The sequence below is a fragment of the Rathayibacter sp. AY1H2 genome (genome assembly GCF_002931985.1).
Taxonomy (GTDB): domain Bacteria; phylum Actinomycetota; class Actinomycetes; order Actinomycetales; family Microbacteriaceae; genus Rathayibacter.
The window spans coordinates 85,104-99,291 of the sequence record NZ_PSUV01000009.1; the positions used below are offsets into that span (position 1 = coordinate 85,104).

Sequence of the window (14,188 nt, forward strand, 5' to 3'; positions counted from 1 at the left end):
ACTCGAGCCTGACGGGGTTCAGGCCGGGCGCACCCCGAGCAGGGCGTCGACCGCGTCGCGCAGGAGCGACGGGTCGTCCACGCCCTCGGTCAGTGCGGCGTCGACGACGGCGAGGGCGGCCGGAGTGCCGAGGTCGTCGGCCAGCGCCTCGCGCAGCTGCGCCAGCACCTCGAGCGCCGAGCGCGGTCCGACGGCGGCGAGGGCCGACTCCCAGCGCGCCAGGCGCGCCTCGGCCGACGGCAGGTCCTCGGGCAGCCACTCCCAGTCGGAGCGGTAGTGGTGCGCGAGGAGCGCGAGGCGGATCGCCCGCGGGTCCGCGCCCTCGCTCCGCAGACGGGAGACCAGCACCAGATTCCCGAGCGACTTGCTCATCTTCTCGCCCTGGTAGGCGACCATCCCGGCGTGCGCGTATGCGCGGGCCAGAGGACGGCCGGACAGCGACGCGGCGTGGCCGGCGCTGAACTCGTGGTGCGGGAAGACCAGGTCGCTCCCGCCGCCCTGCAGGGTGAACTCGGGTCCGAGCCGGTCGAGGGCGATCACCGAGCACTCGATGTGCCAGCCCGGACGGCCGCGGCCGACCTCGGCGTCCCAGGCGGGCTCGCCGGCGCGCTCGGCCCGCCAGAGCAGCGGATCGAGGGGGTCGCGCTTGCCGGCGCGCTCCGGGTCGCCCCCGCGCAGCGCCGAGAAGCGGGCCATCGACTCCGCGTCGAGCCGGCTCTCGCTGCCCAGGTGCCAGACGGCGCTCTCGGCCGCGGCGATGTCGTAGTAGAGGTCGCTCGCGCCCTCCTCCGCCGCGTCCGGAGCAGCGACGCGGTAGGCGACGCCGTCGCGCTCCAGGCGGGCGACCGCTTCCGCGATGGGATCCACGGTCTCGGTGACTCCGACGTAGTGCTGCGGAGGCAGGACGCGCAGGGCGGCCATGTCGCCGCGGAACAGCTCGACCTGCTCCTCGGCGAGGTCGCGCCAGTCGACGCCGGTGGCCGTCGCACGCTCGAGCAGAGGGTCGTCGACGTCGGTCACGTTCTGGGCGTACTCGACCGTGTAGCCCGCGTCGAGCCAGACGCGCTGGACCGTGTCGAAGGCGAGGTAGGTCGACGCGTGCCCGAGGTGGGTGGCGTCGTAGGGCGTGATGCCGCAGACGTAGAGGCTCGCGACTCCGCTGGGCGCGTCGAGCTCGACGGGGCCGGCGGTCGCGGTGTCGTGCAGGCGCGGTGCGCTCCCCCGGCCGGGCAGGGCGGGGACGTCGGCGGCGGTCCAGGCGCGCATCTAGGCGGCGATCAGGCCGGTGGCGAGCGCGACCATCAGGACGACGCCGAGGACGATGCGGTACACGACGAACGGGAGGAAGCTGCGGCGGGAGATGTAGCTCATGAAGAACGCGATCACGACGAAGCCGACCACGAACGCGACGATGGTCGCCACGAGGGTCTCGAGCCCGCCGACCTGGACCTGGTTCGGGAGCACGACCGGGTCGCTGATGCTCTTGTACAGCTGGTAGAGACCGCTGCCGAACACCGCGGGGATCGCGAGGAGGAAGGAGTAGCGCGCCGCAGCCTTGCGCTCGTAGCCGAGGAAGAGGCCGGCGGTGATGGTGCCTCCCGAGCGCGAGACGCCGGGGATCAGGGCGAGCGCCTGCGCACCTCCGAAGATCAGGCCGTCGCGGACGCCCAGGTCGCGCAGGCGGCGCTTCTTCGCGCCGACCGCGTCGGCGATGCCGAGCAGGATGCCGAAGAGGATGAGGGTGGTGGCCACCACCCACAGAGAGCGGAGGGTCGTCTCGATCGCGTCCTGGAAGACGAGGCCGAGGACGATGATCGGAAGGCTGCCCAGGATGATGAGCCAGCCCATGCGGGCGTCCGGGTCCGAGCGCGGGATCCGGCCGACGAGGGAGCGCGCCCAGTGCGACACGATCCGCACGATGTCGCGCCAGAAGTAGATGATGACGGCGGTCTCGGTGCCCAGCTGCGTGATCGCGGTGAAAGCGGCTCCGGTGTCGCGGCCGCCGAGGCCGGGCAGCAGCTCGCTGACGATCCGGAGGTGGGCGCTGGAGGAGATGGGGAGGAATTCGGTCAGACCCTGGACGAGTCCCAGGATCAGCGCGTCGAGCAGGCCCATGCGTCACTTTCGAGGAGGGCTGGGGCGTCGTCGGCCAGCAGTCGGTCGGGATCGGTCGGTGCTGACCCGGTCCGCGGCGCCGTCAGGAGCTCAGCAGGAGATCGGTCAGGACCTTCCTGCCAAACACTAGTGCGTCCAGTGGAACGCGCTCGTCGACCCCGTGGAACAGCGCCGGGAAGTCCAGGGACGACGGCAGCTGGAGCGGCGCGAACCCGTATCCGGTGATGCCGAGCGTCGAGAGCGCCTTGTTGTCGGTGCCTCCGGAGAGCAGGTACGGGAGGACCTCGGCGCCCGGATCGAACCGGCGGATCGAGGAGGCCATGCTCTCGACGAGGGGGCCGGCGAAGGGCACCTCGAGTCCGATGTCGCGGTGCTGGACGAGGATCTCGACGTGCTCGCCCGCGAGGACCTTCAGGCGCTCGAGCACCGCGTCCTCCTCGCCGGGGAGGACGCGCACGTCGATGGTGGCGTCCGCGGTGTCCGGGATGACGTTGGCCTTGTAGCCGGCCGACAGCATCGACGGATTGGCGGTGGTGCGCAGCGTCGCGGCGATGAAGCGCGAGGCGGTGCCGGTGGCGAGTGCCAGCTCCTCCGGAGTGCTGCGCTGAGGGTCGTGGCCGAGCAGGCGGGCGACCTCGTCGAGCAGCTCGCGCGTGGTGTCGGTGAGGCGGGTGGGCCACTCCTCGCTTCCGATGCGGGCGATCGCCTGCGCCAGCCGGGTGACGGCGTTCTCGGAGTTGATCTGCGAGCCGTGCCCCGCCGTGCCGTGCGCGCGGAGGGTCAGCCACATCAGCGCCTTCTCGCCCGTCTGCACGAGATAGGCCCGCTTGCCGGCCAGCTCGATCGAGTAGCCGCCGACCTCGCTGATCGCCTCGGTCGCTCCGGCGAACAGCTCGGGCCGCTCACGGGCCAGGAATCCCGATCCCCGCACACCGCCCGCCTCCTCGTCGGCGAAGAAGGCGATGACGAGGTCGCGGGAGGGGCGCCTCCCCTCACGGAGGATGTCGCCGAGCGAGGCGAGGATCATCGCGTCCATGTTCTTCATGTCGACCGCGCCGCGGCCCCAGAGCATGCCGTCCTTGATCTCGCCGCCGAACGGGTCGACGCTCCAGTTGTCGGCGATGGCGGGCACCACGTCGAGGTGCCCGTGGACGACGAGGGCGCCGCGCTCGCGGTCCTCCCCGGCGACCCGCGCCACGACGCTCGTGCGTCCCGGGTCGGAGTCGATCAGCTCGGGCTCGAGGCCGAGGTCGCGCAGCTTCGCCGCGACGTACTCCGCGGCCGGGCGCTCCGGCTCCGCCTTCCCGTCGCCGTAGTTGCTGGTGTCGAAGCGGATGAGATCGCGCGCGATGAGCGCCGTCTCGTCGAGGGTGCTGTCGGTCACGGGCGCGCTGTCGATGCTGTCGGACATGCGGGCAACGGTACCGGCGCGGGCTCGACGGCGCGCGGAGGACGGTGGGCCGGGAGGTGGCGTGAGAGGCCCCGGAACCGTGCTAATGTCTTCTTCGGCCGCGGAAACGCAGGTCGAAGGAAACACTCGTCCGGGTGGCGGAAATGGCAGACGCGCTAGCTTGAGGTGCTAGTGCCCGTATAGGGCGTGGGGGTTCAAGTCCCCCCTCGGACACACTGATCGGAACCCCTCGTCTCTCCTCGGAGAGGCGGGGGGTTCCGTCGTTCCCGGCACCGTCCGCTCCTCGCGCCGGCGGGAAAGATGCTGTGGTCGGAGAGAGCAGACGCCCCGCTCTTTCCCGAAGAGGTGGGGGCGTCTCCTGCAGTAAACGGGCGCTCCTGCAGTAAACGGGCGCTCCTGCACCGCAGGGGCGCTCCTGCACCGCAGGGCCCTCCTGCACAGACCGTGCCTCGGCGTCAGACGCCTGCTGTCGCCGGCGACCAGCCGAGAGCCGGAGCGATCGATTCCACGACAGTGCGCAGGAGCCGCGCGTTGTACTCGACCCCGAGCTGGTTGGGAACGGTGAGCAGCAGCGTGTCCGCCTCCTGCACGGCGGCGTCCGCAGCGAGCTCGGCGGCGACGGCGTCCGGCTCGCCCGTGTAGCTGCGGCCGAAGCGGGCGCGGACGCCCTCGAGGGTGGCGACCTGGTCCTGCTCACCGCGGCCGCCGAAGTACATGCGGTCGAGATCGCTCGTGATCGGGAGGACGCTGCGCGAGACGGAGACGCGCGGGGTGCGCTCCCAGCCCGCCTCGCTCCACGCGGCGCGGTACTCGCGGATCTGGCGGGCCTGCAGCTCGTCGAAGGGCACGCCCTCCTCCTCCAGGAGCAGGGTCGACGACTGCAGGTTCATGCCCTGCTCGGCCGCCCAGCGCGCGGTCGCGAAGCTGCCGGCACCCCACCAGATCCGGTCCTCGAGGCCGGGCGAGCGCGGCTCGATCGAGAGCGGGAGCGACTGGCGCGTCATCGCCGGATCCGACTGCGCGACCGGCGCTCCGGCGAGCGCATCCCGGAGGATGCGCACCTTCTGCCGGGCGAGGTCGGCGTCGGTCATCCCCTCCGGGGGGACGAAGCCGAACGTCTCGGACCCGCGCAGGGCGGTCTCGGGCGATCCCCGGCTGACCCCGAGCTCGAGCCGGCCGTCGGAGATCAGGTCGGTGGCGGCCGCCTCCTCCGCCATGTAGAGCGGGTTCTCGTAGCGCATGTCGATGACCCCGGTGCCGATCTCGATGCGGCGGGTGCGCGCGGCGATCGCCGCCAGCAGCGGGAACGGCGAGGCGAGCTGCGGCGCGAAGTGGTGCACGCGGACGTAGGCGCCGTCGATGCCGATCTCCTCCGCCGCCTCCGCGAGCTCGATCGTCTGGAGGAGGACGTCGCGAGCCGAGCGGGTCTGAGACCCGGGGACGGACTGGTAGTGGCCGAAGGAGAGGAAGCCGATGCGCGAGACCATGCCTGCCTCAGCGCTCGGGGGTCCCCCGCTATTCCCGGAGGGTGTGCACGGCGGACGCCGAACCGCGACAGCGCTCCCGAGGAGTCCTCAATACACGTATGGTGGTCGCGTGCCCGCTGATCGGGGCGGAGAGGGGTCGTCGTGGAGCCGATGGTCGGTCGCCTCGGGGCGACTCTCGGGGTCGCCATGCAGACGATCAGCGGGTCGCAGGTGCAGGCATGCGCTCTCCGTCCGCAGCGGAACCGGTCGCCCGGTCGCGTCTCCGCGTCAGTGCGCCTCGAAGTCGGCGGAGACCGAGGCGGTGACCTCGATGTCCTCCGGCTTGAGGGCCAGCGGCTCCTCAGGAGAGGAGAACGCCTTGGCGCGGCTCATCATCGCCGAGCCGCCCTCGATGCGCGTGTGCGGCCGCAGTCCCGGCTCGAAGAGGGTCAGCACCCGCACCTCGGTCAGGCCGAGGGCCGCCGCATAGGCCTCGGCCCGCTCGCGCGCGTCGCGCACGGCAGCGGTGCGGACCTCGCGCTCGATGCCCGCCCGTCGCGCCGCCGTCACGTCCCAGTCGATCCCCGAGATCTGGATCCCCGGCACCTCCGAGATCGAGCCGACCCAGCGCCCGAGAGCCGCGAAGTCCCGGTACTTCACCCGGACCCCGGCGGCCGCGACATGGAACAGCTGCGTGACGTCCGAGTCCTTGATGTACCGGCGGATCGAGGAGACCGAGATCTGATCGGAGGACCACCAGGTGGCGGCGCCGGACGCCTGCTCGGCGGCCGCCTCCTCACGGACCCGCGCGTGCAGGGCGGTGACCTCGGCGAGCGCCTGGGGTCGGGATCGCGACTCGCGCCGGATCTCGAGGCGGACGGTGCCCCGCTCGGCGGGGTGGAAGTGCTGGGCGAGACCGGCGACGGTGATGGTGACCATGGCCCCATGGTGCCGTACGCACCCCGTCAGCTCCGAGCGGCGAGCATCTCCCGGATGCGGTCGGCGAGGGCCCGCTCCGTCGTCAGGTTGCTGACCAGCTGGGCTCGGTGCCCCCCGCAGGCGCCTGGGAGGGGATCTCCGGTGCTCGGGTCGACCCGGCCCAGCAGTGCCCGCTCCCCCTGGGCGATCGAGGCCTCGAGCAGGGCGAGCCGCCGCTCGAGCCGCTCGATCTCGAAGCTCTCGGGCGTGATGTCGGACTCGCGGAAGTGGCCGGCTGTGGAAGTGGGGACGCTCATCGATGATCCGTTCCGTCGGGGGCGCCCAGGAGCGGCGCCATCACCAGGAAGACACCGGAGAACGGCGATCATGACGCGAAGGCGCGAAATGCACTGAGACGTGGCGCGCCACCGGCGGTCAGGAGCGGAAGACGGCCAGGTTCTCGTTCTCCACGATGGCGAGGGTGCGGACGAGGCGGGTGTAGCGCTCGACGAGCTCGCCCTCCCCCGCGCCCTGCCCCAGCAGGGCCGAGATGCTCTCGGCGGGGAAGAGGGAGACGATCTCCATCGCGACGGCCCGAGCGTGCTCGGAGGAGAGAGTGCGCGCGTACTCCAGAGCGCGGGTCAGCTGCGGCCTCTCCTCCCCCTCCGGACTCGCCGACGGCGCCGTCGTGGCGGCATGGCCGAGGACCGCCACGAAGACGCGGGCGATCTCGTCGACCCGGAGTGCGCGGACCAGGGTCAGCAGACGCGAGGAGACGCGGGAGACGCCGCGCGCGAGGAGCTCTCCGCTGAGGGCGCGCACCTCGATCACGTCGCCGCCGCCGAACTCGCCGGAGACGCGCTTGATGCCCGAGGCGAACAGGCTCGAGCCGGCTCCGATGCTCCGCTCGGCCTCGAGGTTGATCTCGACGCGGCCGCGGCCGGTGGCCACTCCGGAGATCCAGCGCTGCTCCACGGGCGGATGCGCGTGCACGGCGCGGACGAGGGTGCCCGGGCCCGGCCCTCCCAGGGCGCCCAGGATGACCTCGGGGGTGCGCGCCCCGGCGATCCTGGTCGAGACGCCGTTGTGCGCGGCGAGCTCGGCGGCCCGCAGCTTGGAGCGGATGCCCCCTCGGCCGGTGCCGCCCTTCTGCACGCCGATGCGGCGCAGCTCCGAGATGCCCAGCTCCTCGAGGTGCACGCCCTCGGCGATGCTGCCGGCGAAGACGCCGGGGACGTCGGTGAGCAGCAGCAGCAGGTCCGCGCCGAGGAGCATCGCCAATCCGCCGGCGACGCCGTCGTTGTCCGAGCCGGCGGAGTCGATCGTGTCGTTGCCGTTGACCACGGGCACGACTCCGGCGTCGAGGGCGTGGCGGATCGCCTCGGCGACGTGTGCCATCTGCCGGGGAGAGGCGAGGTCGGACTCGCCGATGAGGATCTGCGCGATCAGGGCGCCCGAGAGCTCGGCCACCGAGCGGTAGAAGCCCATCAGGACGGTCTGGCCCACCGCTGCCGCCAGGCGGGCGCTGATCGGCTCCTCCTGCGAGCGGGCGAAGAGCGCCCGACCCGAGGAGACGGCGCCGGAGGAGACCAGCACGACGTCCCAGCCCAGCGCGCGGGCGGCGAAGGCGCTCTCGAGCGCGCTGGCCAGGAGAACGGGATCCGGACCCGACTGCTTGGTGACCGAGCTGGACCCCATCTTGACCACGAGGGTCCTTCTGCGCGGCGCGGCCGGGGCGGTGGCGTCGGAGTCGGCGGGGTCGGGCAGGGCGTCGGACATGGCTCCATGCTAGAGGCGCGGTAGGAGGCCCTCCCTCGCCGAGACCCGGCGGAGAACGCCCCCGGACGGGGATGTCGGGGGCGGATGCGAGACTGCCCGGGACGTCTGGAACCTCCTTCACGGTGCCCCTTGCCGGGCGGTCACGGAAGGGTCCGAGCGGCTCGCCGGTGGATGTCGGTGGCGATTGACATACTCGAACACATGTTCGAACATGGGCAGATGAGCCCCCCTTCATCCCTCGTCTCCGCGGAGACGGCCGAGGCCGCAGAGCCCCTTCTGCGGCAGCTCGCGTCGGTGAAGGAGCTGCAGTCCCGCATCCGGGACATGCAGGCGACCACCCTCGAGACCAGGAGCCTCGCCACCCTGCCGGCCTTCTCCTCCGTGCTCCCGGGCGGCTCGCTCAAGCAGGGTGCCGCCTACTCGGTGGAGGGCTCGATGAGTCTGGCGATGGGGCTGCTGGCCGGCCCGTCCGCCGAGGGCTCGTGGTGCGGCGTGGTGGGCGTCCCGGAGTTCGGGGCCGAGGCCGCGGCCGGCATGGGGATCGACCTCGAGCGCCTGGTGCTCGTGCCCGCACCGGCCGAGCACTGGCTCACCGTCACCGCCGCTCTGGTCGATGTGCTGACCGTCGTGCTCACCCGTCCGCCCGCCTCCGTCTCCTCGACCGACGTCTCACGTCTGGGAGCACGACTGCGCCAGCGGGGTGCCACGCTCGTGGTCCTCGGCGAGTGGCCCCAGGCCGAGGCGCGGCTCAGCATCCGCAGCAGCCGCTGGGAGGGGCTCGGCGACGGCCACGGCTACCTGCGCTCCCGGGAGGCGATGGTCGATGTGGTCGGCCGGGCCGGCACCCGGGTGCGCACGGTGCGGATGAGCATGCCCGGCGTCGAGAGCGCCTTCGGCTCCCGGGTCGAGCACGGCCGCCTGCACGAGCGGGCGGTCTGAGATGGCGAGCGCACCCGAGCTGCGGCGGACGATCCTCGTCTGGTGCCCCGACTGGCCCCTCCTCGCGGCCGCCGCCGACGCCGGCCTCGGCGCCGGGCACCCCCTGGCCCTCACGGAGAAGAGCCTGGTCTTCGCCTCCTCCCCCGCTGCTCGGGCGGAGGGGGTCCGGCGGGGCATGCGCGTGCGCGAGGCGCAGTCCCGTTGCACGGGTCTCGCCGTCCTCCCGTACGACCCGGTGCTCGACCACCGGGCGTTCGAGCCGCTCATCCAGGCGCTCGAGGAGATCACCCCGGGCGTCCAGCTGATCCGGCCCGGTCTGTGCGCGATCCGCGCCCGCGGTCCGCGCCGCTACTACGGGAGCGAGCAGAGCGCGGCCGAGGCGATCCTGCAGCGGCTGGCCGAGCTGGGTCTCCCCGACGCCCGCATCGGGATCGCCGACGGGCTCTTCGCCTCCGAGCTCGCCGCGAAGCACTCCGGCTGCCCCGTCGCCGTCGTGCCCCCGGGAGCAGCGGCAGGCTTCCTCGCTCCGCTCCCGCTCGACGCCCTCGAGACCGAGTCCGTCGCTGCCCCTGCCCGTGCTCCCCGCCGGGGGGACGACCTGGTGGCGCTCCTGCGCAGGCTCGGCGTCCGCACCCTCGGCGCCTTCGCCGCCCTCCCTCGCGAGGACGTCGCCGCCCGGTTCGGACCGGAGGGCGCCCACGCGCACCTCCTCGCCGCCGGTGCGGAGTCGGAGACGGTGGTGCCCCGGCTCCCGCCGGAGCGCCTCGACCGGGCGATGGAGTTCGAGCCCCCTCTGGACCGCATCGACCAGGCCGCCTTCGCCTTCCGCGTCCCCGCGGAGGAGTTCGTCGCCGGGCTCACCCGCGCACAGCTGGTCGCGACCGCCATCCGCATCGAGGTCGTCAGCGAGCGCGGTGAGGTCTCCTCCCGGAGCTGGCTGCACCCGAGATGGTTCACCCCGGGCGACGTGCTCGACCGGGTCCGCTGGCAGCTGCAGGGCAGCGGGGAGATCGACACCGGTCTCGGAGCGCCGATCTCGCGGCTGTGCGTCGAGCCCGAGGCGGTCGACGCGATCGGCAACCACGAGCAGGGTCTCTGGGGCACCGCTCCGGAGGAGCGCGTCCACCACGGGCTGAGCCGCGTGCAGAGCATGCTCGGGCACGAGGCCGTGATGACCGCGTCGATCGGAGGGGGTCGATCCCTCCGCGACCGCCAGCACCTGATCCCCTGGGGCGACCGGGAGCCGGGCGACGCACGGCCGAGGACCCTGCCCTGGCCCGGCTCCCTGCCGCCGCCCCTCCCGCCGACGGTCTTCGCGGAGCCCGCGGCCGTGCTGGTCCGCGGACCGAGGGGCGAACCCGTCGCCGTCGACGAGCGCGGCGCCCTCAGCTCCGTGCCCGCCTACTTCACCCCCGGGACCTCTCAGGCACGCCTGGAGCCCCTCGCCGGATGGGCGGGTCCCTGGCCGATCGACGAGCGCTGGTGGGATCCGAGCACCGCCGTCCGCTACGACCGCTTCCAGGTGGTCGACGCCGCCGGTGTCGCCTGGCTGCTGCTCTGCCTCGACGGGGTCTGGGCCGCAGAGGCCCGCTACGACTGAACCGGAGCATCCCTCCACCACCGCGAACGAGCACCGAAGGAGCCCCGATGGGCTGGAACAACCCGCCGATCCCCTGGTCGGAGTTCGAGCGCCGCCTCTCCAGCGGCAAGCGCGCCGACGGCACGGTCGTCCAGGGCGACGGCGGCGACAGTCCGGCCTGGTCGCACAAGCGCCCCGCCTACGTGGCAGGGGACGACGTCCGGCCGCCGGCTCATCCGGTGCCCTACGCCGAGCTGCACGCCCACTCCCACTTCAGCTTCCTCGACGGGGCGAGCAAGCCGGAGCAGCTGGTCGAGGAGGCGGTCCGGCTCGGCATCGACACTCTCGCGCTCACCGACCACGACGGCCTCTACGGCATCGTGAGGATGGCCGAGGCCGCGCAGGGGCACGCCGTCCGCACGGCCTTCGGAGCCGAGCTCTCGATCGGGCTCACCTCGCCTCAGAACGGGGTCGCCGATCCGGAGGGGACCCACCTGCTCGTCCTCGCGCGCCGCGAGGAGGGCTACCACCGCCTCGCCCGTGCGATCACCACCGCCCAGCTCGCCGGAGCCGAGAAGGGCAAGCCGAGCTACGACCTCGAGGAGCTCGCGCGCGCCGCCGACGGCCACTGGATCGTGCTGACGGGCTGCCGCAAGGGAGCGGTCCGTCAAGCGCTCGCCGCCGCAGGAGTGGCCACGGCCGAGCAGGAGGTCCGCGAGCTCGTCCGGCTCTTCGGTCCCGCCAACGTCCTCGTGGAGCTGTACGACCACGGGGATCCCCTCGCCTCGCGCGCCAACGACCAGCTGGCGGCGATCGCCGAGAAGCTCCGGCTGCGGACGGTCGCCACCGGGAACGTGCACTACGCCCGGCCGGAGGAGCGCCCCCTCCAGACGGCCCTCGCCGCGGTCAGAGCACGCCGGAGCCTCGACGAGATGGACGGCTGGCTCCCCGCCGCGGGCGGCGCCCACCTGCGCTCCGGAGCCGAGATGGCCGAGCGCTTCGGCCGCTACCCCGGCTCCGTGGAGAACACGGTGCGCGTCGCCGACGAGATCGCCTTCGAGCTCGGCCGAGTCCGGCCCCGGCTGCCGCGCCAGGAGGTCCCCGAGGGGCACACCTCGATGAGCTGGCTGCGCGAGCTCGTGCGCGAGGCCGTGCCGGCCAAGTACCCCCGCGCCGACGCCGACGTCCTCGCGCGCCTCGAGAAGGAGCTCGCGGTGATCGAGCAGAAGGACTTCCCGGGCTACTTCCTGATCGTCCACGACATCGTCCACTACGCCAAGCGGAACGGCATCCTCTGCCAGGGACGCGGCTCGGCCGCCAACTCGGCGGTCTGCTACGTCCTGGGCATCACGGCGGTCGACTCGATCTTCTACGACCTGCCGTTCGAGCGGTTCCTCTCCAGCATCCGCGACGAGGAGCCCGACATCGACGTCGACTTCGACTCGGAGCGACGCGAGGAGGTGATCCAGTACGTCTACCGGAAGTACGGACGTCTGAACGCGGCCCAGGTCGCCAACGTCATCACCTACCGGCCCAAGTTCGCCGTGCGCGACATGGCCAAGGCCCTCGGATACAGCGCCGGGCAGCAGGACGGCTGGTCGAAGCAGGTCGAGCGGTGGGGGTCCGTCACCGAGAGCACCGACCACGACATCCCCGAGGACGTGGTCGCCCTGACCACCCGGGTGCTGGGAACGCCCCGGCACCTGGGCATCCACTCCGGCGGCATGGTGCTGACAGACCGGCCCGTGGGCGAGGTCTGCCCGATCGAGCCCGCCCGGATGGAGGACCGCACCGTCCTGCAGTGGGACAAGGACGACTGTGCCTGGATGGGCCTGGTCAAGTTCGACCTCCTCGGGCTCGGGATGCTCGCCGCCCTGCAGTACACGTTCGACCTCGTCGCCGAGCACGTCGGCGAGAAGTGGGACCTCTCCACCCTCCCCCGGGAGGAGAAGGGCGTCTACGACCAGCTCTGCCGCGCCGATTCGATCGGGGTGTTCCAGGTCGAGAGCCGGGCGCAGATGGGCACCCTCCCCCGGCTGCAGCCGCGCCGCTTCTACGATCTGGTGATCGAGGTAGCGCTCATCCGCCCCGGCCCCATCCAGGGCGGTGCGGTCCATCCCTACATCCGCCGCAAGCTCGGCGAGGAGCCGGTGACGTACCAGCACCCCCTCCTCGTGACGCCGCTCAAGCGCACCCTCGGCGTGCCGCTCTTCCAGGAGCAGCTCATGCAGGTGGCCGTGGCCGTCGGCGACTGCAACGCGGAGGACGCCGACCTGCTGCGCCGGGCGATGGGGTCCAAGCGCGGGACCGAGAAGATCGAGACCCTCCGCGAGCGGCTCTACCAGGGGATGGCCCGCAACGGCATCACGGGCGAGGTCGCGGACGACATCTACCTCCGGATCCAGGCCTTCGCGAACTTCGGCTTCGCCGAGAGCCATGCGATCAGCTTCGCCCTGCTGGTCTACGCGAGCGCCTGGCTCCGCCTGCACTACCCCGCCGCGTTCACCGCCGCGCTGCTGAGGGCGCAGCCCATGGGCTTCTACGCCCCGCACACCCTGGTCGCCGATGCCCGGCGTCACGGAGTGGAGGTCGTCTCGCCCGACGTCAACCGCTCGCTGGCGCCTCCCGGGCTCGAGGCGAAGGAGGACACCCCCGCACGCCGGAGGGGCGGTGCCGCCTACGGGAGCGACGACTGCCTCCGCGCCGATCAGCCGCCCACGGGACTGTTCGACCGCACCGAGCACTTCCACACGGACGACCACAGGCGCGACAGCGGCTTCGTGATCCGGCTCGGGCTGGCAGGGGTGAAGGGCATCGGCACCGCGCTCGCCGAGCACATCGTCGCCGAGCGCGAACGCGGCGGACCCTACGCGAGCATGGCCGACCTCTCGCGTCGGGTCGGCACGACCGCGGCTCAGCTGGAGGCCCTCGGCGCCGCGGGCGCCTTCGACTCGCTCGGTCTGCAGCGTCGGCAGGCGCTCTGGGAGGCCGGCACCGCCGCAGGCGACCGCGAGGAGTTCCTCGCCGGCTCCACGGTCGTCGTGCAGCCCCCGCTCCTGCCGATGCTCTCCCCTCAGGAGCGCGTGGTCTTCGACTTCTGGGCCACCGGCATCTCGCCCGACGACCATCCGCTGCGCCACCTCCGCGAGGGGCTCGCTCGCCGCGGCGCCCGCTCCTCGGCCGATCTTCCCGGCATCCCCTCGGGGACCCGGATCGAGGTCGGTGGGGTCGTGATCCACCGCCAACGTCCCTCCACAGCCGGTGGAGTGACCTTCCTCAACCTCGAGGACGAGCACGGGATCCTCAACGTGATCTGCTCCGTCGGAGTATGGAACCGCTACCGCCGCGTGGCCCGCGAGGCACCCGCCCTGCTGGTCAGGGGGATCCTCGAGCGCTCCGACGAGGGGGTGACGAACCTCCTCGCCGACAGGTTCGAGACCCTCACGGTCGGCGCTCGCACCACCTCCCGCAACTTCCGATGACCCCTCAGCGGCACCGCCCGCTCGCCCACGAGAAAGCGACACCATGACCACTCTCGACCACGCCGCTCCCGCTCCGCACCTCGATGCGCCGCTCCTGAACGACCGCGAGCTGCGCGAGCGCGTCTCCTCGCTGATCGGACCGGCCTACCGCCGGGCCCTGTGGCCGATCTTCCTCGACCGCGACGGCGTGCAGCTGCCGATCCTCTACCCGGTGGACGGGCTCCCCGTGCACCCCGACGAGGAGAAGACCGAGCGGATCGTCGCCACCCTCGCCAAGGCCGTCGCGCACCAGGACGTGGGCTCGCTCGCCTTCGCCCTGGAACGTCCCGGGCGCGCCTTCCTCGGCGAGACCGACCGGGTCCTCGCCCGTCACCTGGCGGCGGCGTGCCACAAGCGGGCCATCCCCCTCCGCGCGCTCCTGCTCGTCCACGACGAGGGAGTGCGGGTCGTGACCGCGACGGAGTACGCCGCGGTCACGCTCTGAGCGCTCGGGCCCGAG

General features: G+C 72.5%; 11 protein-coding genes and 1 tRNA gene. 5 read left to right on the forward strand and 7 right to left on the reverse strand.

Annotated elements, in window-relative coordinates:
* Nucleotides 1-18: 18 nt before the first annotated feature.
* From mshC to C5C29_RS08505, 3 genes are all read right to left on the reverse strand, one after another.
* Complete coding sequence (gene mshC, locus C5C29_RS08495) at nucleotides 19-1,266, reverse strand: cysteine--1-D-myo-inosityl 2-amino-2-deoxy-alpha-D-glucopyranoside ligase (protein WP_104222010.1); 1,248 nt, start codon at nucleotides 1,264-1,266, stop codon at nucleotides 19-21.
* On the reverse strand, nucleotides 1,267-2,115 hold the full coding sequence (locus C5C29_RS08500; RefSeq protein ID WP_104222008.1) for an undecaprenyl-diphosphate phosphatase: 849 nt from the start codon (nucleotides 2,113-2,115) through the stop codon (nucleotides 1,267-1,269). It abuts the gene before it with no gap.
* 82 nt (nucleotides 2,116-2,197) lie between these two features.
* Entirely contained in the window at nucleotides 2,198-3,526 is a 1,329-nt protein-coding gene (locus tag C5C29_RS08505) for a M20/M25/M40 family metallo-hydrolase (protein WP_181065457.1), read from the reverse strand.
* A gap of 128 nt (nucleotides 3,527-3,654) precedes the next feature.
* Here C5C29_RS08505 and C5C29_RS08510 point away from each other — a divergent pair.
* Nucleotides 3,655-3,739, forward strand: a tRNA-Leu gene (locus C5C29_RS08510).
* A 242-nt stretch (nucleotides 3,740-3,981) separates the two neighbouring features.
* Here C5C29_RS08510 and C5C29_RS08515 read toward each other — a convergent pair.
* From C5C29_RS08515 to proB, 4 genes are all read right to left on the reverse strand, one after another.
* Nucleotides 3,982-5,013, reverse strand: a complete 1,032-nt coding sequence (locus C5C29_RS08515) for an LLM class flavin-dependent oxidoreductase (protein WP_104222006.1) — start codon at nucleotides 5,011-5,013, stop codon at nucleotides 3,982-3,984.
* Between the two features lie 267 nt (nucleotides 5,014-5,280).
* Nucleotides 5,281-5,931, reverse strand: a complete 651-nt coding sequence (locus C5C29_RS08520; RefSeq protein ID WP_104222004.1) for an SIMPL domain-containing protein — start codon at nucleotides 5,929-5,931, stop codon at nucleotides 5,281-5,283.
* A 26-nt stretch (nucleotides 5,932-5,957) separates the two neighbouring features.
* The gene (locus C5C29_RS08525; RefSeq protein ID WP_104222002.1) at nucleotides 5,958-6,227 is read right to left on the reverse strand and encodes a hypothetical protein; all 270 of its coding nucleotides are present in this window, start codon (nucleotides 6,225-6,227) and stop codon (nucleotides 5,958-5,960) included.
* A 118-nt stretch (nucleotides 6,228-6,345) separates the two neighbouring features.
* A complete protein-coding gene (proB, locus tag C5C29_RS08530; protein WP_104222000.1) occupies nucleotides 6,346-7,689 on the reverse strand; it encodes a glutamate 5-kinase in 1,344 nt (447 codons plus the stop codon).
* 219 nt (nucleotides 7,690-7,908) lie between these two features.
* Between proB and C5C29_RS08535 the strand changes: the two genes are divergently transcribed.
* From C5C29_RS08535 to C5C29_RS08550, 4 genes are read left to right on the forward strand one after another with little or no spacing between them, the layout of a single operon-like run.
* Nucleotides 7,909-8,628, forward strand: a complete 720-nt coding sequence (locus C5C29_RS08535; protein WP_104221998.1) for a hypothetical protein — start codon at nucleotides 7,909-7,911, stop codon at nucleotides 8,626-8,628.
* Between the two features lies 1 nt (nucleotide 8,629).
* Nucleotides 8,630-10,228, forward strand: coding sequence for a DNA polymerase Y family protein (locus C5C29_RS08540; RefSeq protein WP_104221996.1), 1,599 nt, complete (start codon nucleotides 8,630-8,632; stop codon nucleotides 10,226-10,228).
* A gap of 47 nt (nucleotides 10,229-10,275) precedes the next feature.
* Nucleotides 10,276-13,689, forward strand: a complete 3,414-nt coding sequence (locus C5C29_RS08545) for an error-prone DNA polymerase (RefSeq protein WP_104221994.1) — start codon at nucleotides 10,276-10,278, stop codon at nucleotides 13,687-13,689.
* 43 nt (nucleotides 13,690-13,732) lie between these two features.
* The gene (locus C5C29_RS08550; RefSeq protein ID WP_104221992.1) at nucleotides 13,733-14,173 is read left to right on the forward strand and encodes a hypothetical protein; all 441 of its coding nucleotides are present in this window, start codon (nucleotides 13,733-13,735) and stop codon (nucleotides 14,171-14,173) included.
* The last annotated feature ends 15 nt before the right edge of the window (nucleotides 14,174-14,188 follow it).